Source organism: Arthrobacter sp. PvP023 (assembly GCF_017832975.1).
In the GTDB taxonomy this organism is placed as follows: Bacteria; Actinomycetota; Actinomycetes; order Actinomycetales; family Micrococcaceae; genus Arthrobacter.
In genome coordinates this window covers 4,681,434-4,706,869 of the sequence record NZ_JAFIBI010000001.1, presented here as the reverse complement: position 1 = coordinate 4,706,869, position 25,436 = coordinate 4,681,434, and the positions used below count along the sequence as shown (strand labels likewise).

The following is a 25,436-nucleotide window of genomic DNA, read 5'->3' as shown; positions in this document are numbered from 1 at the left end:
GTAGGCGGAAGCGGAACTGATGAACACGTACTGGCCGGTCCTGCCGGAAAACTGCTTGATGGCGGCCGCGGCATGCTCCGGGGTGAACGAAATGAAGTCCGCCACGGCGTCGAAGGTGCGGCCCCGCAGCGCCTCGCCCACGGCCGCGCTGTCCCGGATATCGGCGGTGACCACTTCTGCGCCTTCCGGCGTGGGCCGGCCGGCCGATTTCCCTCGGTTGAGGATGGTCAGCCGGTGGCCCAGCGCGACGGCGTGTTCTGCCGCCGCCGCGCTGATCACGCCGGTTCCGCCGATGAACAGGATGTCCGACGGCGGCGCCACGGTTGCCGGAAAACTCACCAGGCGTAGTCTTCCGGGGCGGTGCGGTGCCCGGGGAAGATGTCGTCGAGGCGCTTGAGCGCGTCGGCGTCCAGCGTCACGTCCAGTGCGCGGATGGCAGCGTCGAGCTGTTCCTGCGTTCGGGGGCCGACGATCGGTGCGGTGACCGCGGGCTGGTGCAGCAGCCAGGCGAGGGCAACGTCTCCGGGCTCGTGGCCCAGGTCGTCGGCCAGGTCCTCGTACTGACGGATCTGCTCCTGGTGCTTTTTCAGGGTTTCGGCCGCCCGTCCTTCGGTGCGCCGGACGCCGTCGCGCTCCTTCTTCAATACACCGCCCAGCAGGCCGCCGTGCAGCGGCGACCAGGGGATCAGCCCCAGCCCGTACTGCTGCGCGGCCGGAATGACTTCCAGTTCCAGGTCGCGGGTCAGGAGGTTATAGATGGACTGCTCGCTGACCAGGCCGGTGAAGTTGCGCCGGGCAGCGGATTCCTGCGCCTGGGCGATGTGCCAGCCGGCAAAGTTGCTGCTGCCCGCATAGAGGATCTTGCCCTGCTGGACAGCCACCTCCATGGCCTGCCAGATCTCGTCCCAGGGGGTGTTCCGGTCGATGTGGTGGAACTGGTAGATGTCGATGTAGTCGGTCTGGAGCCGCTTGAGGCTCGCGTCCAGCGCCCGCCTGATGTTCAGTGCGGACAGCTTGGATTCGTTGGGCCTGTCCGTCATGGTGCCGTAGAGCTTGGTGGCCAGCACCGTGCGCTCGCGGCGCTCGCCGCCCTGAGCGAACCAGCGGCCGATGATTTCCTCGGTCCAGCCGCGGTGGTCGGTGCCGCCGTAGACGTTGGCGGTGTCAAAGAAGTTGATGCCGGAGTCCAGGGCGGAGTCCATGATGGAGTGCGCGGCCGCTTCTTCGGTCTGGGGTCCAAAGTTCATGGTGCCCAGGCACAGGCGGGAAACCTGCAGGCCCGAACGGCCAAGGTGTGTGTACTGCATGCTGAGATGTCCTATCTGGCTGGGGTTGGTTACATCTGGCTGAAGGCGGCGACGGCGGGGTCGGCGCCCGCACGGGCACCCGACTCCAAGGCCGTGATTTCGCTAAGTTCGGCGGGGGAGAGCTCGACGGCAACGGCACCCAGGTTCTCCCGCATGCGCTGCGAATCGGCTGACTTGGGGATGACGATGGTGCCGTGGGCGAGGTGCCAGGCCAGCACGATCTGGGCCGGAGTGGCCTCGTATTTGCCGGCAAGATCCTTCACAGCCGCTGCATTCAGGTCGGCGCCCTGGCCGAGGGGGCTGTACGCCTCCACGGCAATGCCGAGTTCCCTGCACTTGGCGGCCAGTTCCTGCTGCTGGAAGGTGGGGTGGATCTCGAACTGGTTCACCGCCGGGACCACGTCCGCCGCCGGGAGGAGCGTGTCCAGGTGCTCGCCGAGGAAGTTCGAGACGCCGATGGCGCGGATCTGGCTGTTGGCGTAGAGCTTCTCCATCGCTTTCCAGGCTTCGGTGAAGAGCCCCTGGGAGGGGACTGGCCAGTGGATCAGGTAGAGGTCCACGAACTCGACGCCGAGTGCCTTGCGGCTGTTCTGGAACGCCTCGTGGGCGTTGCCCTGTTCCCCGTTGCGAAGCTTGGTGGTGATGAAGATGTCCTCGCGGGGAATGCCCGAAGCGGCGATGGCAGCCCCCACTCCGGCCTCGTTTCGGTAGGCGGCGGCGGTATCTATGTGGCGGTAGCCGGCTTCGAGCGCATCTTCGACGATGCGCTGGGTTTCTTCCGGCGGCACCTGGAACACGCCGAAGCCGAGTTGCGGGATCTGGACTCCGTTGTTGAGGGTCAACTGCGGGATGGTGTTTTGGTGCGTCTGGGACATCGTCGGTTCTTCCGGTCGAGGGATCGTCGAAGGGCAAGCGGGAAACCGCTTTCGTGCTGGCTATGTTTCGAGCCTATGCAGTTTGCCGCGAACTGTCAGTAGCCATGCCTGTTCCTGCTTTTCCTAGGACTGACAGTCCTACGTTCGTTGTAGAACGGAAGCTTCCCGGCCGTGCACAATGGAAGGCATGGGTCAGAGCGCCGAGTTTGGAAAATTCCTGAAGGCCATGAGGTCACGGCTGAAGCCGGAGGATGCCGGTTTGCCCGGAACGTCGGGCGCCCGGCGGGTTCCCGGGCTGCGCCGCGAGGAGATAGCCCGGCTGGCGGATGTGAGCACGGACTATTACACACGCCTGGAGCAGGGCCGCAACATCCACCCGTCAAGGGCGGTGCTCGATTCGGTGGCGCGGGCACTGCGCCTGGATTCCAGCGAGCAGGCGCACATGATGGACCTTCTGGAGAACTGCGCGGAATCGCAGCGCTCCCCGATCCCCGCCCAAGGCGTCCGCCCGGCCCTTCGCCAGCTCCTGGGCGCAGTGGGTGACGTTCCCGCGTTGGTCCTGGGCCGCCGGAGCGACGTGCTGGCCGGCAACCCGTTGGCCTTCCTGCTGTTTGCGGATTTCCCGGCCATGCCGGCGGGGGAGCGCAACCTCACGCGCTGGCTCTTGCTGGACCCGCGCGCCCGCGAACTGTTCCCGGAGTGGAAGGCTGTGGCAGCCGAGGCCGTCGGGGCCCTGCGCGTGGATATCGGGCGGCACCCGAACGATGCCCAGGCCAATCAGCTGGTGGGTGAACTCGCGGTCCATAGCGAACACTTCCGCCAATGGTGGGCCGGGCACCGCGTGGCCGCTCCGTCAGCGGGCAGCATACGGCTCCGGCACCCGGTGGTTGGAGACCTGGAGCTGGATTTCGAAAACCTGGTGCTGCCGGAGGACCCGGACCAGGTCCTCCGGATATTTTCCGCGAAGCCGGGTTCGGCATCGGCCGATTCACTCACCCTGCTGGGCAGTTTCGGTGCCGGAATGGAAGGTTTGGCGTCGGGGCCGGCCGCTGCGGTTGTGCAGCTGCCACACGAACCGGGCTGATTCTGGGCAAACGCCCATTGGGAGAACCCGGCCGCTTTCCTAGCCTTGGGGTAGACATTTTTTCACTACCAAGGATGGGATTCAACGATGAAGCGCATCGCACTGCTCCGGGAGCGGGTAGCCACCGCCGGCGCCACAGGAACCCACTGCCCGGCATCCGGACTGTGGGCTCCCGCGGACGCGCCGCATGATGGCCACACCTTCTTTGAAGGACACATTTTCCCGTCCTACAACGGCTCGCCCACCGTCTGGCGGCGCAAGACGTCGCGGGAAACGTCCCGCTGATATTTCAGGGTATTAGCGCTCCAGGCGGAATCCCAGTTTGATGGTCACCTGCCAGTCGGCCACCTGACCGTTTTCAAGGTGGCCGCGGATTTCCTTGACCTCGAACCAGTCCAGGTTGCGGAGGGTCTTGGCGGCCTCGGCGATCCCGTTGCGGACGGCAGCGTCCACACCCTCGTTTGAAGTTCCGACAATTTCAGAAATGCTGTAGGTGTGATTCGACAACTTCGCTCCTCATAATCTCCATTGACACCCGGAACTGCGGGCCGTCCCTGCAGATTAGCGGACGAAGCGCGGCGCGACTAGGGTTTTCCGGCGGTAAGCGGGCCGGAGGGGAAGGGGCCGTGCGCCACTCCCGGACCGAATATCGGGCCGGGTTGCGGTCGTTTGGCTTTGAGGCCCAGGTTCGCGGGCCGTTGCCTGACCCGGCGCACCACCCACGGGAAAAGGTAGTCCTTGGCCCAGACCAAGTCACTGCTTCTGGCCTCCCGCCAACTGCTGGCGGGCAGCACCTTGGGCTCCAGCGGCTTCAGGGTGTGGGGCACGTTGAGCGTCTCCAGCACCATGGCCGCAATGGTGTGGTGGCCCAGCGGGGAGAAGTGCAGACGGTCGGGATCCCACATGTGCGGAGCCGCCAACTGGCGCAGTGTCCACAGGTCGGCCACCACGCCGTCGTGCCGGGCCGCTAAGGTGCGCAGGTTTTCGTTGAAGATGGCTACCTTGCCGCGGATGCGGCCGAACACCGGAGTGTTCCCCCAGTCCGGGCCGGTGAAGAGCACCACGGTTGCCCCGGTGGCGCTGAGGAGCCCGATGGCCGGCTCCAGCCTCTCCGCCAGTTTGTCCGGATCGCTGCCGCGGAACACAATGTCGTTGCCTCCGGCCGAAAGTGTGACCAGGTCGGGCCTGAGTTCAAGTGCGGGCCCCAGTTGGTCATCCATGATCTGTTGGAGCAGGCGGCCCCTGACCGCCAGGTTTGCGTAGGCGAAGTCCTGGTGGCCCAGGCTCAGCTCTTCCGCGACCCGGTCTGCCCAGCCCCGGACACCGCCGGGGCTTTGTGGCTCCGGATCGCCGTACCCCTCAGTGAAGGAATCTCCCAGTGCCACGTATCGGTTCCAGGGGTGCGGAGCCGGAGTGGTCGCCGCGGAGGGTGTCCGCGCCGGTCCAGGAATGCTGAACGTACTCACGTTCCCATGGTGGCCCCATCCCGGGCCCGGAAACAGGGTCGAAGGGCGCAATTCCCTGTGATCCCAAGGCCCGGGCCGTTGTGACTCCAGCTACACAAGCGGCAGTCAATACCAAGGGGGGTATAAGATGGATGAAGTCCTAGAGCCACGGAGGAAGCAATGGAACTCGATCCCGCCGACATGAAGCCGGTCATCAACCGCCTGCGCCGCGCGCAGGGGCAGCTCGCGGCTGTAACCCGGATGATCGAAGAGGGCCGGGACTGCAAAAGTGTAGTCACCCAGTTGGCCGCTGTTTCCAGCGCCCTGGACCGGGCCGGTTTCTCCATCATTGCCACGGGCCTTCAGCAGTGCCTGCAGCAGGAGGACCCCAGCCTGGACAAGGCTGAACTGGAGAAGCTCTTCCTTTCGCTCGCCTAGCCGCGAGCACCCCGTTCTTCGGCCGCGCCCTCGCCGGGAGGCAAAAGCCGTCAGGCGGTTTTCGCCTCGAGCACGTATGTCTTCAGGTCATCCAGGGTCTGCTGCATGTGCGCGTCCATGGCACTGCGCGAGCGTCCGGCGTCCCGCGATTCCAGGGCGTCGGCAATCGCCTGGTGGTGCCCGATCGCGTGCTCCTGGATATCGCGGAACTTGGACGTCTGCGTCCGGCGCTTTTCCAGCACGCGGTGCAGCGGCTCGAACAGTACGGCCACAAAAACGTTCTCCGACGCGCGGAGGATAACGTCGTGGAAGGCGAGGTCGGCTTCCACGAAGCCCGCCAGGTCGTCGGTGTCATGGGCCTTGCGCATGGCTGCCACGTAGCCGTGCAGCGCCCCTATCTCGGCGTCGCTGATCCGGCTCGCCGCGAGTTCGCAGGCCCCTGTTTCCAGCATCCGGCGCAGCTCAATCAGCTGGATTGCAGCTGAGGCGTCATTCACGCCCTCCGAGGCTGCACGGAGCACGGCTTCCAGGGAGGCCCAGCGGTTGAGCGGGTTGACGAACGTGCCCCGCCCGCGCTCCACGCTCAGGATGCGCTGTGCTTCGAGGGTTTTCATGGCTTCGCGCACTGTCATGCGGCTGACCTCGTGCTTCGCGCTCAGTTCCAACTCGCCGGGAACGCTGGAGCCGGGAGGAAACTCGCCGGCAATGATCCGGTCCAGGAGCTCATCGGCCACCACGCCGACCAGTGATTTACGTGCCAATTTTCCCCCGTTCAGCGGTGAGCGACGATTTGTCCGACAAGTCTACTTGCGCGTCCCTGTGCCTTGTGCCACACTAGCATTCAAATGTTAGATGTCTGACATCTTACAAGTACCTACCCGCAACAGAGATTTCATACACAACGGAGTGCAAAGTGCCCCTTGAAGCAGATGTGCTGGCAGCCTTTCCGGCAGAGGTCCAGATTCCCGCTGAGCTGGTTGCCGACGCTGTAGCGGCGTCTTCGGCAGCCTCCCCCCGAGTGCTCGTAGTGCTCGACGACGATCCCACCGGCACCCAGTCCGTTGCGGACCTGCCTGTCCTCACCCGCTGGGACGTGGCCGATTTCACCTGGGCGTTCGCCCACATCCGCGAGAAGCAGACGAAGCCCGCGGTCTACGTGCTGACCAACACCCGTAGCCTGGACGCGGCCGAGGCTGCTGCACGGAACGAAGAAATCGTCCGCAACGCCCTGACCGCGGCACGCTCATTCGAGGCGGAAGCCGGCAGCGCCGGTTCCGGCCTCCGGCTCGGGTTCGTGAGCCGCAGCGACTCCACCCTCCGCGGCCACTACCCGCTCGAGCCGGACGTCATCGCCGCCACCGTTTCCGCTGTCAGCGGCGAGGCGACTGACGGCGTCGTCATCATTCCGGCGTTTCCCGATGCCGGCCGGGTCACCATCGGCGGCGTGCACTACATGCGCGGTACGGGGGAAGAAACCGGCACGCTGACACCGGTGGCCGCGACCGAGTTCGCCAAGGACGCCTCCTTCGGCTTCGCCAACTCCGAAATGGCCAAGTACGTGGAGGAAAAGTCGCAGGGACGCTTTGCCGCGGATTCCGTGATCGTCCTGGACCTGAACATCATCCGGGCCTCTACCGATCCTCAAATCTCCGCCAAGGCCATCGCCGACGCGATCGAGTCCGCCACCGACTCCACCCCGATCGTGGCCGACATCGTCTCCGAAAACGACCTCCGCGCCCTCTCGCTGGGCCTCGAGGAAGCCGAACGCCGCGGCAAGAAACTCCTGTACCGCGTGGGCCCGCCGTTTGTCCGCGCCCGGATCGGCCAGGAGATCCGAACCGAGCTCAGCGGCGAAGAGGCCTATGCCGGCAATACTCCGTCGGAAGCGGGCGGGCTCATCGTCGTCGGCTCCCACGTCGGCGTCACCACCCGCCAGCTCAAAGCCCTCACCGAACAGCACAGCGCGGCACGCATCGTGGAGATCGACGTCGAGAAGCTGCTTGGCGATAGCGCAGCCGGCTACCTCGACGAGATGGTGGACAAAGTGGTTGAGGCGCTGCGTGGCGGCGACGTCATCGTCCACACCAGCCGCCTGCTCATCAGGACCGACGACGCCGCCGAAAGCCTGCGGATCGCACGCACGGTGTCCGCCGCCGTCGTCGCCGTCGTGAACCGCACGCTCAAGACCTTCCCGCCGCGCTTTGTGATCGCCAAGGGCGGCATCACGTCCTCTGACGTCGCTGCGCACGGCCTGGAAATCCGCCACGCGATCGTCCGCGGCCCCATGCTCCCGGGCATCGTGAGCCTGTGGGAACCGGTGGACGGCCCCGCCAAGGGCATCCCGTACATCGTGTTCGCCGGCAATGTGGGGGACGACCAGTCCCTCGCCGACGTCACCCGCAAGCTCAGCAACACCTTCTAAGCCTCCCCACCACCGCAAGATTCAATGGAGAACACCATGACCAGCAACTACACCATCACTGTCCTGGGCCTTGGCGCCATGGGCCTGCCCATGGCCACCCGCCTCGCCAGCCAGCTCACCGTCCACGGCTTCGACATCGCCGAGCCGCGCCTGAAGCTCGCCGAAGAAGCCGGGATCCGCACCTTCGCCTCCGCCCGCGAAGCCTCCGAAGGTGCCGACGCCCTGCTCCTGGCAGTGCGCAACGGGGAGCAGCTCAACGACGTCCTCTTCGGCGAGAACGGCGTGGCCTCCGTGCTCAAGCCGGGCGCCGTTGTGATCCTCGGCAGCACCGTAGGTACCGACGCCATCCCGGCCACGGTGGACCGGCTGGCCGAATACGGCGTCGAACTGGTGGATGCGCCCCTTTCCGGCGGCCCCAAGCGCGCCGGTGAAGGCGATCTGCTGATCGTGGTGGGCGCATCGCCCGAGGCGCAGGAAAAGGCCCGCCCCGCCTTGGAGCTGCTGGCCTCCACCCTCACCGTGGTGGGCGACAAGCCCGGCGACGGCCAGGCGCTCAAGACCGTCAACCAGCTCCTTTGCGGCGTCCACATCGCCGCCGCCGCCGAAGCCCTGGCCCTGGCCGACGCGCTCGGCCTCGACCAGGAGAAGACGCTCAAGGCCCTCGAAGCCGGTGCAGCGGGTTCGTTCATGCTTTCCAACCGCGGCCCGCGCATCCTCGAGGCCTACAACGAGGAAGGTGCCGAGGTGCTGAGCCGCCTGGACATCTTCGTCAAGGACATGGGCATCGTGGGCAAGGCCACCCGTGCCGCCGGCCTGGCGGCCCCTGTCGCCGCCGCAGCCGAGCAGCTCTACCTCCTGGGCCAGGCACAGGGCCTCGCCGCGGCCGACGACTCCGCCGTCATCAAGGTTGTCGCCCCCACCAAGCGCACCGCCTAACCACCCCTCCCTCCGGAGTTTTTGTCCAGATATCGCGACTTCGGGCGCTCTTTGGCGCCATTATCTGGACAAAAACTCCAATATAACTAAAGCCCGACGACGGCGGTCCCCCCTCCGTCGTCGTCGAACCACCTCGCCGGGCGTTGCCGGCGACGTCAAAGGAGACAATCCCCAATGAATCCCCTGATCAACTCATTGATGGCGCGGGCCGCCGATGCCGCACCCATCAAGCCGGCCGTGGAACTGGGCACTCCGCTGCTGCTGACCATTGCCGCCCTCGGCATCGCACTCCTGCTGGTCATGATCATCCGCTTCAAAATCCAGGCCTTCGTGGCGCTGCTGACGGTAAGCATCCTGGTGGCCGTCGCATCGCAGATCCCCCTGAAGGATGTCTTCACGGTGGTGGCCACCGGCGTTGGCGGCACCATGGGCAAGGTCGCACTGCTGATCGCCCTGGGCGCAATTCTGGGCCGCATGATCGAGGTATCCGGCGGCGTCCAGTCGCTGGCCTCCCACTTCACCGAGAAGCTCGGCGCCAAGCGGGTGGCTGTGGCACTGACCGCCGTCGGCTTCCTGGTGGCCATTCCGGTGTTCTTCGAAGTCGGCGTGATCGTTCTGGTGCCGATCGTCTACGCATTCTCCAAGATCGCCAAGGTCCACCCGGTGAAGTTCGGCCTGCCGATGGCCGGCATCATGCTGTCCATTCACGTAGCCGTACCGCCGCACCCGGGTATTGTCGCCGGTGCGGGCGTCTTCGGAGCCGACATCGGGCTCATCACGCTGATCTCACTTCTCATCTGCATCCCCCTCGGCTTCCTGTCCTACTGGGTTGCCAGCATCATGAACCGCAAGGAATACGAACTGCTCCCCGGCGTCAAGGCACAGGTCGACGAATTCGGTTCCACATCCCTGGTGCACGTGGGCCACGACGGCCCCGGAGCACAGGCAGTTGCCCCGCCGCGCCCCGGCCTGATCATCTTCCTCATCGCCGCACCCATCGTCCAGATCCTCCTCGGCACCGTAGGCACCCTGACCATCAGCAAGGACAACTTCTGGTACGGCGTCGCGGCGTTCGTCGGCAACCCCTTCCTGGCCCTGCTCGTAGCCGTCGGCCTGTCGTTCTTCCTGCTGGCCGTCCGCCGCAACTGGTCCCTCCGCGAAACAGGCGAGATCTTCGAAGGTGCGCTGCCTCCCATCGCCTCGATCCTCATGGTGGTTGCCGCGGGCGGCGTGTTCGGTGAAGTGCTGCGCACCTCCGGCATCGGCGCGGCACTCTCGCAGACCCTGGACCACCTGGGCCTGCCGCTGATCGTCCTCGGCTTCATCATTTCCCTGGCCCTTCGTGCAGCGCAGGGTTCCGCCACCGTTGCCATTGTCACCACCGCGGGCCTGCTGACCTCGGCCGTCGCGGAAGGCGGCTACTCGCCCGCCCAGATCGCCGTGCTGGTCATCGCCATCGGCTTCGGCTCCCTGGGCCTGTCCCACGTGACCGACGCCGGCTTCTGGACAGTGGTGCGCTACTACGGGCTCACCGTGTCCGACGGCCTCCGCACCTGGACCGTCCTCACCACCATCCTGGGACTGGCCGGCTTCGCGCTGACCTTCGTCGCCTGGATCCTGGTGGGAGGCCTGAGCGCCTGATGCGTGCCCGACTCGACCACCTGGTAGTTTCAGCCCTCCAGCAGGGCGCAGCCGTCCCGGCCTTCACATGCTACGACTTCACCACCGCCCTGGCCGTGGTGGAGGCGGCGGAAGAAGCCGGCCGCGGGGCCATCCTGCTGGTGGCTCCGAAGACGGCCGGCACCCCCAACGGGCTGCGGCTTATCACGGCGCTCCGCGGCCTGGCGGACTCCGCCGCCGTCCCGATCGCCGTGCAGCTGGACCATGCGTCCGATCTCCGGGTGATTGCCGACGCCGTCGCGGCGGGGGCGGATTCGGTCCTCGCGGACGGTTCGTCGCTGCCGTACGAGGAAAACATCGCCCTGGTGCGCGAAGCGCGCGCCGTGCTGGAAGCGCAAGGCCATGCCGACGTCGTGATCGAAGCGGAACTGGGCGGGCTGGCCGGTGACGAGGACCGCGCTTTCGGCACGGACGCCACAGGGTCTTCCGCGCAAGGTTCCGCCGGGCTGACCGACTCCGCCCAGGTGGAGGACTTCGTGGCCCGCACCGGCGCCCAGCTGCTGGCCGTGGCCGTGGGCAATGTGCACGGCAAGTACAAGGGGGAACCGCAGCTGCGGTGGGACGTGCTGCAGGACATCGCAGTGCGCACCCACATCCCGCTGGTGCTGCACGGTGCCTCCGGCATTCCGGCGGAGGAGCTGGTCAAGGCCGCCGCCATGAACGTGGGCAAGGTGAACTTCAACACCGAACTCCGCACCGGCGTGCTGGCCACGCTGGAATCCGAAACCGGCCCGCATCGTGCGGACGGCGAGAACCTCCAGGGTTTGCTCGGGAAGTGGAACGCCTCGGCCAGGGAGTTCGCCGGCGGCGCCCTGTCCACCCTCACGAAGTAAGGAGTTTTTGTCCATATATCGCGAGTTGGAGGGCCGTTAGCTCGCGATAAGTGGACAAAAACTCCCGGCGGGGGAGGCTAGGATCGAGCCATGATCCCGGCCTCCCTCGTTTTTGCGTTCATCGCCGCCCTGCTGCACGTCTACATCTTCACGATGGAATCCGTCACCTGGACCCGGCCGGCGACGTGGAAGCGCTTCGGTGTCGCCTCGCAGGCCGACGCCGAGACCACCCGGCCGATGGCCTATAACCAGGGCTTCTACAACCTGTTCCTGGCCGTCGGCGCGCTGATCGGCCTCGGCGCGGTCCTTTGGGGCCAGCCGCTGGTGGGCTGGACCCTCATTTTCGCGTCCTGCGGTTCCATGCTGCTCGCTGCCGCCGTCCTGGCGCTGAGCGGACGCAAGTACCTCCGCGCGGCCGCCACGCAAGGCACGACGCCGCTTCTCGCCGTCGTGCTCGGCCTCCTGGGGCTGCTCACCGCCTGAGCGGCATGGCTTCTGGCCCTTGACGGAGGCCCGGCGGACAATGGACAGTACGCAGAGAATCGTTCCGCCTCCGTAGGAGCGCAATGGGTGTTCCGCAGCAGCAGAAGCCGCAGGCAGGCGCAGGGCAGGAGCTGCCCGCTCCGGACCGCGACGCCGTGATCGACCTTGCCCGTTTCTTCTGCCTGGCCCTGGTGGTGGTGGGCCACACCATGATGGTCAGTCCCGTGCTTCACCCCGACGGCACCGTCACCACCGAAAACACCCTCGCCCTGCAGGACTGGTTCGAGCCCGTCATCTGGATCTTCATGGTGATGCCGCTCTTCTTCGTGGCGGGCGGAATCACCGGACTGCAGTCCTGGCGGCGGCTCAAGTCCCGCGGCGGCAACGGCGTCGAGTTCGCCCAGGCCAGGCTGCTGCGGCTTGTCCGCCCGGCCGCCGCGCTGCTGGCCGTGATGTTCGCCGGGCTGTGGGCCGCGCGGCTCTCCGGCGTCAAGCCGCAGGTGGTGGAGCTGATCGTCACCGGCGCCGGGATGCCGCTATGGTTCCTGGCCGCGTACCTGGCGGCCCAGCTGAACATCCCCTGGCTTGCGGCACTCCATGACCGTGCACCCTGGCTGACACTCGCCGGCCTCACCGCCCTGGTGGTGGCCGTCGACTGCTTCCGCGGGTCCCTGCCGCTGCTGGCCTACGCCAACATCCTGTTCCTCTGGTGCGCGGTCCAGCAACTGGGGTTCCTGCTCGCCGACGCCCCGCCCGGGAAGCCCGGCGCGTCCACGCTGGTGGGTGTCATCATTGCCAGCAACCTCATCCTGGGCCTGGTGACGGGCCTGGGGCTGTACCGCGGCAACATGCTGGTGAACCTGAATCCCCCCAACCTTTGCCTGTTGCTCCTGGGCGCGGCGCAGGCGGCCGCGCTCCAGCTCTCCAGGCCGGTGCTCAGCGGTGCGGCCTCGGCACGGTGGGTCCGGACCGTGGTGGGGATGGCCGGACGGCGCGCCATGACCATCTACCTGTGGCACCTGCCCCTGCTGGCCGCGATGTCCGGGCTGCTCCTGCTCACCGATTTCCCCAAGCCGCCGGCCGGTACCGCCGCATGGTGGTGGTCGCGGCCGATGGTCCTGCTCGGCGTCATGGCGCTCCTGCTGCCTGTCCTCGCTGTGTTCGGGCGGTTGGAAGAACGGCCGACGGCGTCAGCCCACTCCCGCCGCCGGCCCGCCGCCGCGGTGGTCCTCGCCGTCGTGGCGGTCTTCATCCCGGTGGTTGACGCGGCCATCAACGGGCTGACGCTCGCCCTCCTGGGCGGAGGAGCCGCATGCTTTGCGCTGGCCGTGCTCCTGCTTGGCCGGATTCCGGTGCGTCCCGGCGGCGCGCCGGGCGCCCCCGGCGGACCATTGCCACCGGGGCCTTTAAGTGCCAATGTCGAACCATGACGGAGAACACGGTATCCACTGAAGACACGTTCAGCCCGGACGTCACCACCACCCGGAATGATGCCCTTCACCGCTACGAGCTGCGTGTCGGCGGGAAGCTGGCGGTCCAGTCGCGTTTCGTGGACAGACCAGGGCACGTGGACTTCATCCACACCGACACGGCGGAAGAGTTCAAGGGGCAGGGCCTGGCAAAGGTGCTGGCGCATTTCGCCCTCGATGACGTGGTGTCCGCCGGCAAACGGATCATCCCGCATTGCCCCTTCATTTACGGCTACCTGAAGAAGCACGACGCCTACGGCCAGTTCATCGACTGGCCCGAGCAGCCGCCCACGGACCCCGTTACCGCTTCCTAGGAGTGCGGCGCTTCCTAGGAGTGCGGCGCTTCCTCGGAGTGCGGCAATTCCCGGGAATGCGGCCGGTGGTCCCGCTGCCTATCCCTCGAAGTGCGTGGAGGGCGACCCGGGGGTGAATGATTGCACGAGCTTTTCCGCCACGACCCGGAGTTTCAAGTTCCGGCCGCTGGAAGCCTTGGTGAGGATGGCCATCGCTTCTGACTGCGAGCACCTGTTCTGGCCCATGATGATCCCGGCCGCGAGGTCTATTGCCGTGCGGGACTCCATGGCGGAGCGCAGGTCCTCAGCCAGTTGTTGCTGGACGCTGATCCTTACCGCGAGGCGAAGCGCCTTCTCTGCCTGCAAAGCGAAGAGCTCAGCCTTCTGAATCGCGGCAGTCCTAAAGACGTCCGGGGCCGGAGCGAACACGTTCAGCGCCGCGGAAGCGCCGGAGTCCAGGGTGAGGGGGACGCCCAGCATGCTCAACTGCCCCAGTGAGGCAACTGCGAGGCCGTATTCCGGCCACCGCGAGTCAGCGCGGGTATCCCGGACCAGCACCGTGGTACCCGTGGACATCGCGTGGAGGCAGGGTCCGTCGCCATAGTTCTGCTGGATCTCGTCGAAGAGGCGTGCCTCCGGGTTGCTCCAGGCCGCCGTGGTGGTCCGGTGGTGTCGGTTCAGGGTGACAGCGCAGGAAACGTCCTGGCCCAGGGTGCGTGAGAGGGAGTCGGCGGAAAGCTCACAGAACTCCGCCAGGAATCTGTTGACGTCCTGGCTGTTGATGACCAGATCCTGCACCTGTCCCGCCACTGATGTGTCCAGCGTGATCTCGTCCATATCTCAAGTCTAGATCCGGGCGAGGCCGTGGGACTCTGGCCGAAAGGTCAGCTTGTGGCGCGGGCAACAATTTCGTATGGTTTAGGTGAGTTATGAAGCTGGCTCTTGGACGTCTCATTGGGAGAACCCTTGAACCATAAGCTGCGTGTGCTGGTCCGTGTGGATGTTGATCCCGGACGGGTGACTCTGGAAGTCGCCGGATGCCTGACTCAGTCGAATTACCCCGTGCTGCTGCACATCATGCGCCGCGGGCGCAGGCTCTCGCCGGAGCAGGACATTACCGTCGACCTCCACAAAGCCTCCCATCTGGACCCCGAGGTCCTGATGTACCTGCGCCACATCGCCGACCACAAGGCCGACGGCGGCGCCGAAGCGTTCCGGCTCACCCTGGCCGAGCCCGCGGAACTTCCCATCTGCCTTGAGCACGCCGGGCTTGCGGGCGGCGAAGAGACCCTGGACGGCGAAATCAACGCCCTTTTGGATGCTGATGCCACCTCCGGGTTCGACATCGACGGCGGTCCGGCAGTTGCCGGGGAACAGCGCACCATTGACGGGCTGGAGTTGTCCGAGTACCTCGAAGGGAACCTGGATCCCGCATCAACTGTCCAGGCGTTGTCCGACGACGCCCTCGGCAAACTGGCCGACGCACTGTACCGGCACCTGGACACCCGCAGCCCCGCCTTCGGCGCGCACACGTGGTACGAACTGGCCGCCGAGGAACTCCATCAACGGCACCTGACCGAACCCGAGGGGCCATCGCAGGAGGAAGTCGCGGCCGGCTGACCCCGCACCGCGGTTCCCGGCTCACAATTCGCTCCGGGCCTTAGCCCTTTTCCGTGCCGGGCAGATAAGGTTGGACTGACTCAGGACAGTCCGCCTTTCCAGCTCCACCGGTCTCACACCGGAGCCGGATCCTCACCGGGCGGCTGACTGAACCGACGAGGATCCAGGGGGACAGCCGGGCGTGCTGGGGCGTGACGTGGTGGAATCCGGGCCGGAAGCATGGGGACTTCCGCAGGACCGGCTCAGCAGGCGTGCCCGCGCAGTGGCCGGACTGGACATTGTTGGCACCCCGCCGGAAGAGCGATTCGACCGCATCACCCGGATGGCGCGGTTGATGTTCCGGGCCCCAATAGCCACCATCACCATCTTCGACGGCGACACCGCGTGGTTTAAGTCCGCCGACGGCTTTGACGGGCGCCAGGTCCCGCTCAACCAGGTCTTCTGCAGCACCACCGCTGACACGGGTGAGCGCCTGATCGTGGAAAATGCGGCAGTGGACCGGCGGTTCCGGAATCTGCCCGGGGTCACGGGGGAAGCCCACATACGTTTCTACGCCGGAGAACCGCTGGTGGACAGGAACGGCGAAGTGGTGGGTTCCTTCTGCGTCTACGATGACCGGCCCCGGGTGTTCCAACCGGACGAACTTGAGCTGTTCGAAGAGCTCGCAGCCTGGGCGCAGGCTGAACTGATCGAGCGGACCGACCTTGCCCGGGCCAAGGAAGTGCAGGAGGCCCTGCTGCCGGGCCGCACCCCCCGCATGCCCGGCTACGAGCTGGCGGCAACGTGCACGCCGTCGTGCAGCGTCGGCGGGGACTACTATGACTGGGCCAAGACGGATTACGGGACGGCGCTGGGCGTAGCGGACGTGATGGGCAAGGGCAGCGCGGCGGCCATCATGGGCGCCACCGTGCGGGCGGGACTGCGGACTGCATCGGAACTGACCGAGCGTGACCGCGACGGCCGCTACCGGCTGGACCAGGTGATGTCCGGCATGGCCCGGATCGTCACCGGCGACCTGCTGCGGACCAACATCTTCGTCACGGTGTTCCTGGCGCATCTCGAGGAAACCACCGGCAGGGTGGATTTTGCGGACGCGGGCCACGGTTTCTGCCTGGTGGTGGAGCCCGACGGCGGCTTCCGCAGGATCGCCGGTGCCGACCTGCCGCTGGGAATCGAGCCGCGCGGCGCCTGGAGCCAGGGAAGCTTCACGCTGGCCCCGTCCGAAACGATGCTGATCTTTTCCGACGGGCTCTTCGACCTCTTTGGCGGCGCGGCCGACGCCCTGCAGCACATTGCCCTGCTGACCATCGAACACCCTGATCCAAACGATCTGGTGGACACCATTGCCGCGCTGGCCTCGGCCGCCACTGCAGTGGACGACGTAACCGCAATCGTTGTACGGAGGCAACCATGACCCCGCGCCAGCTGGCCATCAGGCTGATTGTCCTGGCCACGGCCATCCTGGGCCTGAACTACATCATTTGGCGCTGGATGGTGTCGATCAACTGGGAGGCATGGTGGATCGCGGTTCCTCTGGTCCTGGCCGAGACATACTCCCTGGTGGACTCCCTGCTGTTCGGCGTCACCATGTGGCGTTACCGGCAGCGGGACACGCCGCCACCGCCGCCCCCGGGCCTGACCGTGGACGTGTTCATCACCACCTACAACGAGCCGTTTGACCTTGTAATGGGAACGGCCCGGGCGGCGAAGAACATCGAGTACCCGCACCGGACCTGGATCCTCGATGACGGCAACCGCGCCGAGCTGCGGGCCATCGCGGAAGCGGAAGGCATCGGCTGGATCACCCGGTCCGAGGACTGGGCCAACCGCCCGCGCCATGCGAAGGCCGGCAACCTGAACAATGCGCTCCTCGCCACCGACGGCGAGTTCATGCTGATCCTTGACGCCGACCAGGTCCCGGACCCCAGGATCCTGGACCACACCCTGGGCTATTTCAACGACCGCAGGATGGCGCTGGTCCAGACGCCCCAGGTGTTTGTAAATGTCCCGCCCAATGATCCGCTGGGCAGCCAGGCGCCGCTGTTCTACGGGCCCATCCAGCAGGGCAAGGACGGGTGGAATGCTGCGTTCTTCTGCGGCTCCAACGCGATCATCCGCCGAGAAGCCCTGATGCAGCTGGGCGTGATGCGCTACGTCTCGGAAACCGAGCTGGCGCTGAACAAGGCGCTTCGGACGGCGGACAAGGTGGTGGCCAAGGCGAGGCGGCAGCTTGGTCCCGGGCAGGAACGGCTGGCTGGGGCGCTGACCACCGTGGCGACCGACCTGCGGCAGGTCCGCCGTGAGCTCAGTGACGGCCAAAGCATCGCCGACGTCACCTACCGGTTCCAGGAACGTGTGGACACCGTGGCCCGGAACCTCGTTGCTGAAGATTTCGCGGCCCTGCACGCCGAGCTGAACTCGATCGAGGGGTTGTCCCGGACGATCGACGTCGACGGCTCCCTTGCGGTCATCGACGACGTTGCGCTGGACAGGCTCTCCCAGCGCGACTGGTCTCCGCTGGGAGCGGTGGAAACCGTCCGCGTCCTGATCGAATCCGTCAACGCCGAGAAGGCCGGCGAGGCGCAGGCCGTGATGCCGCTGGCCACCATCTCCGTTACCGAGGACATGGCCACGTGCATGCGGCTGCATTCCCTCGGCTGGGAATCGGCCTACCACCACGAAAAGCTGGCCGACGGGCTGGCCCCCGAGGACCTCGATTCGATGCTCACGCAGCGGCTCCGGTGGGCGCAGGGCACCATGCAGGTTATGTTCCGGGAGAATCCGCTGCTGCAAAAAGGCCTGAGCGTGGCCCAGCGGCTGATGTACCTGGCAACCATGTGGAGCTATCTTGCCGGGTTCGCCGCGGTGGCCTACATCGCCGCCCCCGTCATCTACCTCACGCTGGGGATCCTGCCGGTGCAGTCGCTGAGTAACGAGTTCTTCCTCCGGCTCATCCCGTTCCTGGTGGTGAACCAGATCCTTTTCCTGGTGGTGGGGCGCGGCGTGAAGACGTGGCGTGGCCAGCAGTATTCCCTGGCCCTATTCCCCACCTGGATCAAGTCCGTCACGTCCGCGTTCGGGAACGTGTTCCTGGGCCGGGACCTGGACTTCCGGGTCACCCCCAAGACGCTGCAGGAACGCAACCGGCTGCCATGGCACCTGGTCCGCCCGCAGCTGATTGCCATGACTGTCCTTGTCCTGGCTGCCGCTGTGGGCGTGATCCGCCTGCTGCTGGGCCAGGGCGACGTCCTGGGCAGCTCCGTCAACTTTGTGTGGATAGCCTTCGACCTGCTGATCTTCAGCGTGGTCATCGAGGCTGTGCGATACCCCGGCTACGATGCTTGGCTGGACAGCAACAAGAAGAAAGAGGTAAGTCAATGATCGAATTCACCAACGAGACCCTGGCCAACGGAGTGGGCGTGATCCGTCCCGTGGGCCGACTCAACATGGTCTCCGCGCCGCACCTCGGCGCCAACATTGACGCGCTCATCAGCGACGGCACGGTCCGGCTGGTGGTTGACCTGGCCGGCACCGATTTCATTGACTCGTCCGGCCTGGGCGCGCTGATTACCGGGCTGAAAAAGACGCGGCAGGCCGGCGGTGACCTCCGGCTGGCCAACCCGACAGCGCAGATCACGGCGGTCCTGGAAATGACCAACCTGAACAAGGTGCTGCAGCCGGTCGCCTCGGTGGACGGGGCCTATTGATGAGCAGCCAGTTCGGCCTGCGGGCCGCCGCGGTTCCCGAAAGCCTGGAGCTGATCCATGAGCTGCTGGAGGAAGTCTGGGCGGGCGAACCCGGAATCGAGCCCATGGACCGTATCCGGTTCGAGACTGCGCTCATTGAGGTGGCGTCAAACATCATCGAGCACTCGCAGCCGGCCAGCACGGATCCCGTGCGGTTCGTCCTGGCAGTTGAGTGCGAACCGGAGCGGCTGTATGCCGAATTCACGGACAATGCCCGGCCCGCCGGCATCGACCTGTCGGCGGCCGAACTGCCGGACGACATGTCCGGGAGCGGCCGCGGACTTGCCCTCGCCAAGGTTGCCCTGGACCAGTTTTCCTACGCCAAGGAGGACGCCGGCAACCGCTGGACGCTGCTGTGCCGCCGCAAGTCAGCAGCCGCCGCCACGCATTAGGCGGCAAATTCTGCCTTAACCGCGGCATCGGGAACAGTCAATGACGCCCCATTGAGCCTCAAACACCCCGGAAAACCGCCAATTTAATAATTAGCTCACAAAAGTTTGACTAAAAGGTTTACCTAAGTAAGGCTTGCCTTGCTACGTTAGCGCGCCGCCAAACGCCTACCAAAGGAAAACCTTGTGACGCTGTTGCCCCCTGTGGACCAAAAACCCCCGGGCTTCCCCTCCCCGACTGCCGGGCACGACTTCGGCTCCCGGGTGGAGCTCGCCCTCGCCGCCACCAACCACCTGTTCAACTCCCGCAATGCGCCGCGCTACGTGGCCCAGGTCCTCCAGGGCGTCACCGCCGTGGCCACCAAACTGGAGCGGACCACCAAACCGTTCACCGGCGTCGGACCCCGCGAACTCAGGGAACGCGTCGCCGCCGTCGACCTGGGCGCACCGTTGCCGGACACCGCTGCCGCGCTGGCTGAACTTGAAGAGGTCTACCTGAAGGATGCCGTCTACTTCCACGACGCGAAGTACGCGGCCCACCTGAACTGCCCCGTGGTCATCCCGGCGCTGGTGGGAGAGAGCATCCTGTCCGCCGTGAATTCCTCCATGGACACCTGGGACCAGAGCGCCGGCGCCACCATGATCGAGCGCCGCCTCATCGACTGGACCGCGGAGCGGCTGTCCCTCGGCGGCACAGCGGACGGTGTGTTCACGTCCGGCGGTAGCCAGTCCAACTTCCAGGCGCTGCTTATTGCCCGCAACCACGCTGTCGCCGGACTGCGGAAGCTGCCCGGGAATGATTCCCTGCGGCTGCCGGGCCTCCTGGACAAGCTGCGGGTCTTCGCCTCGGAGGACAGCCACTTCAGCATCCGGAAATCGGTGTCCATGCTGGGACTGGGGTACGACGCCGTCGTGCCGGTCGCGTACGGACCTGACCACCGGATGGACCCGGCCGCGCTGGCGGCCGCACTGGCGCAGGCTACCGACGCCGGCCTGGTGCCGATGGCCGTGGTGGGAACCGCCGGAACAACCGATTTCGGCGCGGTGGATCCGCTCTCGGAGCTGGCAGCCCTCGCCAGGGCGTACGGGGCGTGGTTCCACGTGGACGCCGCCTACGGCGGCGGGCTCATGGTCTCCGGCCGCTACGGGCACCGGCTGGACGGAATCGGCCTGGCCGACTCGGTCACCGTGGACTTCCACAAGACCTTCTTCCAGCCCGTCAGCTCCAGTGCCCTGCTGGTCCGGGACCGGGCCACGCTGCAGCACGTGACCTACTATGCGGACTACCTCAATCCGGAGAGCGCCGCGCTGGCGGACATTCCCAACCAGGTGGACAAGAGCATCCAGACCACGCGGCGCTTTGACGCGCTGAAGCTCTGGCTCACGCTCCGGATCATGGGGGCGGATGCCGTGGGTGCCCTGCTGGACGAAGCGATCGACCTTGCGGCTCGCACCGGGCAGGCCCTGGCGGCGGATCCGGACTTTGAGCTGGCCGCCGAACCGCAGTTGAGCACGCTGGTTTTCCGGTACCGTCCGGTCCTTGCTGACGACAACCGGCTGGCCGAGGACTCCGCCGACACGCTTAACCCGGCCATCCGGGCCGCGGTGTTTGCCTCGGGCGACGCGGTGGTGGCCGGAACCAAGGTGGCCGGCAGGCATTACCTGAAGTTCACGCTGCTCAACGCCGAGGCCACCCCGGAGGACATCAGCGCGATCATCAACCTGCTCCGCAGCACCGGCGAAGCGCTGCTTGCCGGGCAGGAGGCCGCAGCATGAGCGCGGGCAAGCCCGACGCCGCAGCATCCGGCACCTCCAACATCAGCACCTCGGGCCCGGGCCGCATTTACGACGTCGCCGGAATCGGCGTCGGACCCTTCAACCTGGGACTCGCCGCGCTTGCGGAGCCTGTGGACGGGGTCGACGCAGTGTTCCTGGAGCGCCGCCACTCGTTCGACTGGCACCCTGGCATGATGCTGGAGCCCGCCCACCTGCAGGTCCCGTTCATGGCGGACCTCGTGACGCTGGCCGACCCCACGTCCCCCTATTCGTTCCTGAACTTCCTGAAGCAGACGGGCAGGCTCTACCGCTTCTACATCCGGGAAAACTTCTACCCACTGCGCGCCGAGTACAACCAGTACTGCCAGTGGGTGGCCGGCCAGCTCGATTCGGTGCGCTTCGGCACGGACGTCCGGGAGATCACGTACGACGACGGCGTGTACAGCCTGTCCGTGGACGGTCCCGCAGGGCCTGAGGTGCTGCGCGCCCGGCGGCTGGTGCTGGGCACCGGAACATCGCCTTACGTGCCGGCTGCCTGCGACGGAATAGTCGAGGCGGGAGCCGCCGGCGGCGGTGTGGTGCTCCACAACGCCGACTACCTGGCGCGGAAGAGCGAACTGCAGAAGCAGCGGAGCATCACCATCGTGGGCAGCGGCCAGAGCGCCGCCGAAATCTACTACGAACTGCTGCAGGAGATCGACGTCCACGGGTACCAGCTCAACTGGGTCACCCGCTCCGGCCGGTTCTTCCCGCTGGAGTACACCAAGCTCACCCTGGAGATGACGTCGCCGGAGTATGTGGACTACTTCCACGGGCTACCGGAGGAGCGGCGCGACGGCCTGATCAAGAGCCAGAAGAACCTGTACAAAGGCATCAACTCCGAGCTCATCGACGCCATCTACGACCTCCTGTATGCCAAGAGCCTCTCCGGCGCCGTGGATACGCGGCTGCTGACGCACTCGGCACTCACCGGGGCGTCCTGGGACCCGGCATCCGGTACACACACCCTGCAGCTGCGGCACGAGGAGCAGTGCGCGGATTACTCGCTGGACACCGAAGCGGTGGTGTTTGCTACCGGCTACGGCTACCGCGAGCCGGGGTTCCTGGCCGGAGTGCAGGACCGCATCGCCCGCGACGGCGCCGGCAGGTTCGCGGTGGAGCGCAACTACAGCACCGGCGTCGAGCCCGGGGAGATCTTCGTCCAGAACGCCGAACTCCATACGCACGGCTTCGTCACGCCGGACCTGGGCATGGCCGCCTACCGCAACTCGTGCATCCTGCGCGGCATCTGCGGGCGCGAGGTCTACCCCGTGGAACGGAGTATCGCCTTCCAGGAGTTTGGGGTGCCGGCCCCGGCACTGGTGCCGGCATGAGCTTCACGTTCCGCTGCTTCGATCCGGAATCCGACGCGGAGCTCCTCCACTGCTGGGTGACCCGTCCTTATGCCGCTTTCTGGGGGATGCAGTCCGCCACCGTGGCGGACGTTGTTGAGGAATACTCAACGATCCAGTCCAGCGGGCATCACCACGCGCTGCTGGGGCTCGACGACGGCGTTCCCGCCTTCCTGATGGAGGAGTACCTTCCGGCCTTCTCGCCCCTGGCCGGCCTCTACGCCGTGCAGCCGGGGGACATCGGCATGCACCTCCTGGTGGGTCCGCCGGCCGGACCGCCGCGCACCGGCTACACCGCCGCCGCGATGGAAGCGGTTTTGGACCGGCTCTTCGCCAAGGACAAAGTGGAGCGCGTGGTGGTTGAGCCGGACGCCCGGAACCACAAAATCCATGTCCTCAATGCGCGGCTGGGTTTCCAGCCCGCCGGGGAGATCGTACTGCCGGACAAGCAGGCCCTCCTCAGTTTCTGCACCCGGGGAGCTTTCCACTCCGCCCGTGCAGCCCTCCATTCTTCCCCGATCCGCCAGTCCCCGATCCGCCAGGGAGCATCACTATGACCATCGCTGACCTTGAAGCCGTCCTGACCGCGGGCAACGCGGCAACCCACCTCACCCCGCAACGCTGGGCTGCGGCCAACCGCCACCTTGTCCGCAAGGCGCTCGCCGAGTTCTCCCACGAGCGCATCCTCAGTCCGGAACGGACCAGCGCCGGGGACCCGGCCGGGGGCGGCAGGGAATCCGCAGCCCGGTCCCAGCACTACCGGGTGCTCAGTGATGACGCCACGGTTGAGTACCGCTTCTCCGCAACTATCCGGCCCCTTGAGCACTGGTCCGTGGATGCCGACTCGATCATGTGTAGCCGGGACGGGGAGGATGCGCCCCTGGACGCGCTCCGGTTCATCACCGAATTCCGCGACACCCTGGGGATTCGGCCGGAGATGCTCCCTGTCTATCTTGAGGAGATCAGCAGCACGCTCTCCAGCCATGCATACAAGCAGTGGATGGGCCAGCCGTCCTCCGCTGAGCTGGCGGCCGGCGTGACGCGCGGCGCGGATGCGGCCACGGACTTCCAGGCCATTGAGCGGAGCATGACCGAGGGACATCCCTGCTTCGTGGCCAACAACGGCCGGCTGGGCTTCGGCATCAACGATTACCGTGCCTTTGCTCCGGAAGCCGGCGCCCCTGTTCAGCTGGAATGGATCGCAGTGCACCGGAGCAAGGCCGTGTTCACCTCCAGCGAGGGACTGGACTATGCCGCCCACCTTGAAGCCGAACTGGGCGCGAACACCCTGGCCTCTTTCGAGGCCGGGCTCACTGCCCTGGGACTGGACCCGGCCCGGTACTTTCTGATGCCGGTGCACCCCTGGCAGTGGGAGAACAAGCTGACGGTCACCTTTGCCGCCGAAATCGCCCAGCATCATATTGTCCACCTCGGCATCGGGGCTGACAGTTACCAGGCGCAGCAGTCCATCAGGACATTCTTCAACACGTCCGCGCCGGAAAAGGCCTACGTCAAGACGGCCATGTCCGTCCTGAACATGGGCTTCATGCGCGGGCTCTCGCCGCTGTACATGAAGGCCACCCCGGCCATCAATGACTGGCTCCAGGAGCTGATCGGCAGCGATGAGGCCCTGCGGGGCAGGGGACTTGCCATGATCCGCGAGGTGGCCGCCATCGGATACCACAACGGCTATTACGAGGCGGCGTCCGCCAAGGATTCGCCGTACCGGAAAATGCTGTCGGCGCTGTGGCGGGAAAGCCCGCTGCCGTTGCTGAAGGACGGGCAGCAGCTGGCCACCATGGCCTCGCTGCTGCACGTTGACTCGGCCGGCAGGCCCCTGGTGTCCGCGCTGATCGAACAGTCCGGGCTCGCGCCGGGGGAGTGGCTGCGGCGGTACTTCGAGGCCTATCTCGTCCCGCTGGTGCACTGCCTGTACCGCTACGAGCTCGCGTTCATGCCGCATGGGGAGAACGTGATCCTGGTCCTGGAAAACGGCGTGCCCGTGCGCGCGGTGATGAAGGACATTGCGGAGGAAATCGTAGTGATGGGGGACCGGCTTGAGCTGCCGGACGCCGTGTCCCGGATCAAGGTGGATATTCCCGACGGTGAGAAGGTCCTGGCCATCTTCACCGATGTGTTCGACTGCATCTTCCGGTTCCTCGGTGCCCTCCTCGAGGAAGACGGGGTGCTTGGCGGCAACGAATTCTGGCGCATCGCGGCTGAAGCCATTCGCGACTACCAGGCGGAACACCCGGAGCTGGCGGACCAATTTGCCCGCCACGACCTGTTTGCGCCCGACTTCCAGTTCTCCTGCCTGAACAGGCTGCAGCTGCGCAACAACCAGCAGATGCTGGACCTGGCGGACCCGTCCGGGGGCCTGCAGATGGCAGGCCGGCTGGCGAACCCGCTCGCAACGTCCGCCCGGGAAGTCCCGGGTGAGGTGCCCGGCGCAAGGGACTAGGCTTCTGCCATGACGGAACAAGTTCCCGGAACCACAGCCCTGATCACCGGCGCCACCGCAGGCCTAGGCGCCGAGTTTGCCCGCCAGCTCGCCGAGCAGGGCCACCACATGGTCCTGGTCGCGCGGGACGCGGAGCGGCTGCGGGCCGCGGCGCACGAACTGGAAAACAACTACAGCATCACCGCGGAGGTGCTGTCCGCGGACCTGACGGACGACGCCGGGGTGGCCGCCGTCGTCGAACGCCTTTCCGACCCTGCGCGGCCGGTGGAAATCCTGGTCAACAACGCGGGGATCGGGTTGCTGAAGCCGTTCGACAAGAACAGCCTGGACGAGGAGCGCCGGCACCTGAGGTTGCATGTGCAGACGCCCATGGAACTCTGCCATGCAGCGCTGCAGGGCATGCTGGCGCGGGGTTCCGGAAGGATCATCAATGTGGCCAGCGTTGCCGCCTTCGCCAACCGGGGCAGCTACTCGGCGGCGAAGGCGTGGCAGGTGACCTTCAGCCGCTGGGCCAACCTGGCATATGCCGGGAGCGGGGTGAAGGTGACGGCGGTGTGCCCGGGATTCACCCACACCGAATTCCACGACCGCATGGGCATGGACAAGACCGTGGCCCCGCGCTGGCTGTGGCTGCACGCTGACCGCGTGGTCCGGGAAGGACTGGCGGACAACGACCGCGGCCGTGCGGTTTCCATCCCCACCAAGCGGTACAAGATCGTCGCCGCCGCCTCAAGGATGCTGCCTGCCCGCTTCACGTCCGGGCCCCCGCGCAGGCCTGCTGAGTAGCT

General features: G+C 66.3%; 27 protein-coding genes. 20 read left to right on the top strand and 7 right to left on the bottom strand.

All coding sequences use genetic code 11. The features are described 5' to 3' along the window. The 3 genes from JOE31_RS21395 to JOE31_RS21385 form a co-directional block, all read right to left on the bottom strand. A partial coding sequence (locus JOE31_RS21395) for an NAD-dependent epimerase/dehydratase family protein (protein WP_209748017.1) occupies positions 1-339 on the bottom strand: 339 nt, incomplete at its 3' end. Beyond that, positions 336-1,307 carry an aldo/keto reductase gene (locus JOE31_RS21390; RefSeq protein ID WP_209748015.1) on the bottom strand — a complete coding sequence of 324 codons (972 nt, stop codon included), beginning with the start codon at positions 1,305-1,307 and terminating at the stop codon, positions 336-338. The genes JOE31_RS21395 and JOE31_RS21390, both read right to left, overlap by 4 nt. Positions 1,308-1,336: 29 nt before the next feature. Then, a complete protein-coding gene (locus JOE31_RS21385) occupies positions 1,337-2,182 on the bottom strand; it encodes an aldo/keto reductase (protein ID WP_209748014.1) in 846 nt (281 codons plus the stop codon). A gap of 187 nt (positions 2,183-2,369) precedes the next feature. Between JOE31_RS21385 and JOE31_RS21380 the strand changes: the two genes are divergently transcribed. Further along, the gene (locus JOE31_RS21380; protein ID WP_245199290.1) at positions 2,370-3,266 is read left to right on the top strand and encodes a helix-turn-helix transcriptional regulator; all 897 of its coding nucleotides are present in this window, start codon (positions 2,370-2,372) and stop codon (positions 3,264-3,266) included. A gap of 87 nt (positions 3,267-3,353) precedes the next feature. Next, positions 3,354-3,551: a hypothetical protein gene (locus JOE31_RS21375; RefSeq protein ID WP_209748010.1), complete on the top strand. Its 198-nt coding sequence runs from the start codon at positions 3,354-3,356 to the stop codon at positions 3,549-3,551. Between the two features lie 12 nt (positions 3,552-3,563). Here JOE31_RS21375 and JOE31_RS21370 read toward each other — a convergent pair whose 3' ends face one another. Then, positions 3,564-3,773: a dodecin gene (locus JOE31_RS21370; RefSeq protein WP_011690139.1), complete on the bottom strand. Its 210-nt coding sequence runs from the start codon at positions 3,771-3,773 to the stop codon at positions 3,564-3,566. Between the two features lie 77 nt (positions 3,774-3,850). After that, entirely contained in the window at positions 3,851-4,732 is an 882-nt protein-coding gene (locus tag JOE31_RS21365; protein WP_374100874.1) for an SGNH/GDSL hydrolase family protein, read from the bottom strand. 159 nt (positions 4,733-4,891) lie between these two features. On the opposite strand from JOE31_RS21365, the gene JOE31_RS21360 reads away from it, so the two are divergent. Beyond that, a complete protein-coding gene (locus tag JOE31_RS21360; protein WP_011690141.1) occupies positions 4,892-5,149 on the top strand; it encodes a metal-sensitive transcriptional regulator in 258 nt (85 codons plus the stop codon). Between the two features lie 50 nt (positions 5,150-5,199). Here the strand turns inward: JOE31_RS21360 and JOE31_RS21355 are convergent, their stop codons facing one another. After that, positions 5,200-5,910 (bottom strand): FadR/GntR family transcriptional regulator, encoded by a 711-nt coding sequence (locus JOE31_RS21355; RefSeq protein ID WP_209748008.1) that lies wholly within the window; start codon positions 5,908-5,910, stop codon positions 5,200-5,202. 152 nt (positions 5,911-6,062) lie between these two features. Here JOE31_RS21355 and JOE31_RS21350 point away from each other — a divergent pair, with 152 nt between their 5' ends. The 7 genes from JOE31_RS21350 (at position 6,063) to JOE31_RS21320 (ending at position 13,286) form a co-directional block, all read left to right on the top strand. After that, the gene (locus tag JOE31_RS21350; RefSeq protein WP_209748006.1) at positions 6,063-7,571 is read left to right on the top strand and encodes a four-carbon acid sugar kinase family protein; all 1,509 of its coding nucleotides are present in this window, start codon (positions 6,063-6,065) and stop codon (positions 7,569-7,571) included. A 36-nt stretch (positions 7,572-7,607) separates the two neighbouring features. Next, complete coding sequence (locus JOE31_RS21345) at positions 7,608-8,507, top strand: NAD(P)-dependent oxidoreductase (RefSeq protein WP_209748004.1); 900 nt, start codon at positions 7,608-7,610, stop codon at positions 8,505-8,507. A gap of 174 nt (positions 8,508-8,681) precedes the next feature. Beyond that, positions 8,682-10,148, top strand: a complete 1,467-nt coding sequence (locus JOE31_RS21340) for a GntP family transporter (RefSeq protein ID WP_209748002.1) — start codon at positions 8,682-8,684, stop codon at positions 10,146-10,148. Beyond that, positions 10,148-11,020, top strand: a complete 873-nt coding sequence (locus tag JOE31_RS21335; RefSeq protein WP_209748000.1) for a class II fructose-bisphosphate aldolase — start codon at positions 10,148-10,150, stop codon at positions 11,018-11,020. Before JOE31_RS21340 ends, JOE31_RS21335 begins: the two co-directional genes overlap by 1 nt. Positions 11,021-11,110: 90 nt before the next feature. Beyond that, the gene (locus JOE31_RS21330) at positions 11,111-11,503 is read left to right on the top strand and encodes a DUF1304 domain-containing protein (RefSeq protein WP_209747998.1); all 393 of its coding nucleotides are present in this window, start codon (positions 11,111-11,113) and stop codon (positions 11,501-11,503) included. Positions 11,504-11,586: 83 nt separating this feature from the next. After that, positions 11,587-12,933: an acyltransferase gene (locus JOE31_RS21325; protein ID WP_209747997.1), complete on the top strand. Its 1,347-nt coding sequence runs from the start codon at positions 11,587-11,589 to the stop codon at positions 12,931-12,933. Further along, on the top strand, positions 12,930-13,286 hold the full coding sequence (locus JOE31_RS21320) for a GNAT family N-acetyltransferase (protein ID WP_209747995.1): 357 nt from the start codon (positions 12,930-12,932) through the stop codon (positions 13,284-13,286). The genes JOE31_RS21325 and JOE31_RS21320 overlap by 4 nt, the downstream gene beginning before the upstream one ends. Positions 13,287-13,364: 78 nt before the next feature. Here JOE31_RS21320 and JOE31_RS21315 read toward each other — a convergent pair whose 3' ends face one another. Continuing rightward, positions 13,365-14,102 carry a GAF and ANTAR domain-containing protein gene (locus tag JOE31_RS21315; protein WP_209747993.1) on the bottom strand — a complete coding sequence of 246 codons (738 nt, stop codon included), beginning with the start codon at positions 14,100-14,102 and terminating at the stop codon, positions 13,365-13,367. Between the two features lie 129 nt (positions 14,103-14,231). Between JOE31_RS21315 and JOE31_RS21310 the strand changes: the two genes are divergently transcribed. The 10 genes from JOE31_RS21310 to JOE31_RS21265 all read left to right on the top strand — a co-directional run bounded on the left by JOE31_RS21310 (position 14,232) and on the right by JOE31_RS21265 (position 25,434). Then, positions 14,232-14,885: a hypothetical protein gene (locus JOE31_RS21310; RefSeq protein ID WP_209747991.1), complete on the top strand. Its 654-nt coding sequence runs from the start codon at positions 14,232-14,234 to the stop codon at positions 14,883-14,885. A 181-nt stretch (positions 14,886-15,066) separates the two neighbouring features. Further along, a complete protein-coding gene (locus tag JOE31_RS21305) occupies positions 15,067-16,299 on the top strand; it encodes a PP2C family protein-serine/threonine phosphatase (RefSeq protein WP_209747990.1) in 1,233 nt (410 codons plus the stop codon). Next, entirely contained in the window at positions 16,296-18,266 is a 1,971-nt protein-coding gene (locus JOE31_RS21300; RefSeq protein WP_209747988.1) for a glycosyltransferase family 2 protein, read from the top strand. Before JOE31_RS21305 ends, JOE31_RS21300 begins: the two co-directional genes overlap by 4 nt. Then, positions 18,263-18,592 (top strand): STAS domain-containing protein, encoded by a 330-nt coding sequence (locus tag JOE31_RS21295; protein ID WP_209747986.1) that lies wholly within the window; start codon positions 18,263-18,265, stop codon positions 18,590-18,592. The genes JOE31_RS21300 and JOE31_RS21295 overlap by 4 nt, the downstream gene beginning before the upstream one ends. Beyond that, a complete protein-coding gene (locus JOE31_RS21290; RefSeq protein ID WP_209747984.1) occupies positions 18,592-19,023 on the top strand; it encodes an ATP-binding protein in 432 nt (143 codons plus the stop codon). Before JOE31_RS21295 ends, JOE31_RS21290 begins: the two co-directional genes overlap by 1 nt. A gap of 189 nt (positions 19,024-19,212) precedes the next feature. After that, on the top strand, positions 19,213-20,796 hold the full coding sequence (locus JOE31_RS21285; RefSeq protein WP_280873219.1) for an aspartate aminotransferase family protein: 1,584 nt from the start codon (positions 19,213-19,215) through the stop codon (positions 20,794-20,796). A 41-nt stretch (positions 20,797-20,837) separates the two neighbouring features. Then, complete coding sequence (locus JOE31_RS21280) at positions 20,838-22,169, top strand: lysine N(6)-hydroxylase/L-ornithine N(5)-oxygenase family protein (RefSeq protein ID WP_209748690.1); 1,332 nt, start codon at positions 20,838-20,840, stop codon at positions 22,167-22,169. After that, complete coding sequence (locus JOE31_RS21275; protein WP_209747982.1) at positions 22,166-22,744, top strand: GNAT family N-acetyltransferase; 579 nt, start codon at positions 22,166-22,168, stop codon at positions 22,742-22,744. The genes JOE31_RS21280 and JOE31_RS21275 overlap by 4 nt, the downstream gene beginning before the upstream one ends. Next, the gene (locus JOE31_RS21270; protein ID WP_280873069.1) at positions 22,741-24,648 is read left to right on the top strand and encodes an IucA/IucC family siderophore biosynthesis protein; all 1,908 of its coding nucleotides are present in this window, start codon (positions 22,741-22,743) and stop codon (positions 24,646-24,648) included. Before JOE31_RS21275 ends, JOE31_RS21270 begins: the two co-directional genes overlap by 4 nt. A 9-nt stretch (positions 24,649-24,657) precedes the next feature. Then, positions 24,658-25,434, top strand: coding sequence for an SDR family oxidoreductase (locus JOE31_RS21265; protein ID WP_209747981.1), 777 nt, complete (start codon positions 24,658-24,660; stop codon positions 25,432-25,434). The last annotated feature ends 2 nt before the right edge of the window (positions 25,435-25,436 follow it).

Bases quoted from the DNA above. Each gene is read 5' to 3' on its own strand.
- JOE31_RS21390 (WP_209748015.1), bottom strand. From the start codon at position 1,307: ATGCAGTACACACACCTTGGCCGTTCGGGCCTGCAGGTTTCCCGCCTG.
- JOE31_RS21385 (WP_209748014.1), bottom strand. From the start codon at position 2,182: ATGTCCCAGACGCACCAAAACACCATCCCGCAGTTGACCCTCAACAAC.
- JOE31_RS21380 (WP_245199290.1), top strand. From the start codon at position 2,370: ATGGGTCAGAGCGCCGAGTTTGGAAAATTCCTGAAGGCCATGAGGTCA.
- JOE31_RS21375 (WP_209748010.1), top strand. From the start codon at position 3,354: ATGAAGCGCATCGCACTGCTCCGGGAGCGGGTAGCCACCGCCGGCGCC.
- JOE31_RS21360 (WP_011690141.1), top strand. From the start codon at position 4,892: ATGGAACTCGATCCCGCCGACATGAAGCCGGTCATCAACCGCCTGCGC.
- JOE31_RS21345 (WP_209748004.1), top strand. From the start codon at position 7,608: ATGACCAGCAACTACACCATCACTGTCCTGGGCCTTGGCGCCATGGGC.
- JOE31_RS21340 (WP_209748002.1), top strand. From the start codon at position 8,682: ATGAATCCCCTGATCAACTCATTGATGGCGCGGGCCGCCGATGCCGCA.
- JOE31_RS21335 (WP_209748000.1), top strand. From the start codon at position 10,148: ATGCGTGCCCGACTCGACCACCTGGTAGTTTCAGCCCTCCAGCAGGGC.
- JOE31_RS21330 (WP_209747998.1), top strand. From the start codon at position 11,111: ATGATCCCGGCCTCCCTCGTTTTTGCGTTCATCGCCGCCCTGCTGCAC.
- JOE31_RS21325 (WP_209747997.1), top strand. From the start codon at position 11,587: ATGGGTGTTCCGCAGCAGCAGAAGCCGCAGGCAGGCGCAGGGCAGGAG.
- JOE31_RS21320 (WP_209747995.1), top strand. From the start codon at position 12,930: ATGACGGAGAACACGGTATCCACTGAAGACACGTTCAGCCCGGACGTC.
- JOE31_RS21315 (WP_209747993.1), bottom strand. From the start codon at position 14,102: ATGGACGAGATCACGCTGGACACATCAGTGGCGGGACAGGTGCAGGAT.
- JOE31_RS21300 (WP_209747988.1), top strand. From the start codon at position 16,296: ATGACCCCGCGCCAGCTGGCCATCAGGCTGATTGTCCTGGCCACGGCC.
- JOE31_RS21295 (WP_209747986.1), top strand. From the start codon at position 18,263: ATGATCGAATTCACCAACGAGACCCTGGCCAACGGAGTGGGCGTGATC.
- JOE31_RS21290 (WP_209747984.1), top strand. From the start codon at position 18,592: ATGAGCAGCCAGTTCGGCCTGCGGGCCGCCGCGGTTCCCGAAAGCCTG.
- JOE31_RS21275 (WP_209747982.1), top strand. From the start codon at position 22,166: ATGAGCTTCACGTTCCGCTGCTTCGATCCGGAATCCGACGCGGAGCTC.
- JOE31_RS21270 (WP_280873069.1), top strand. From the start codon at position 22,741: ATGACCATCGCTGACCTTGAAGCCGTCCTGACCGCGGGCAACGCGGCA.
- JOE31_RS21265 (WP_209747981.1), top strand. From the start codon at position 24,658: ATGACGGAACAAGTTCCCGGAACCACAGCCCTGATCACCGGCGCCACC.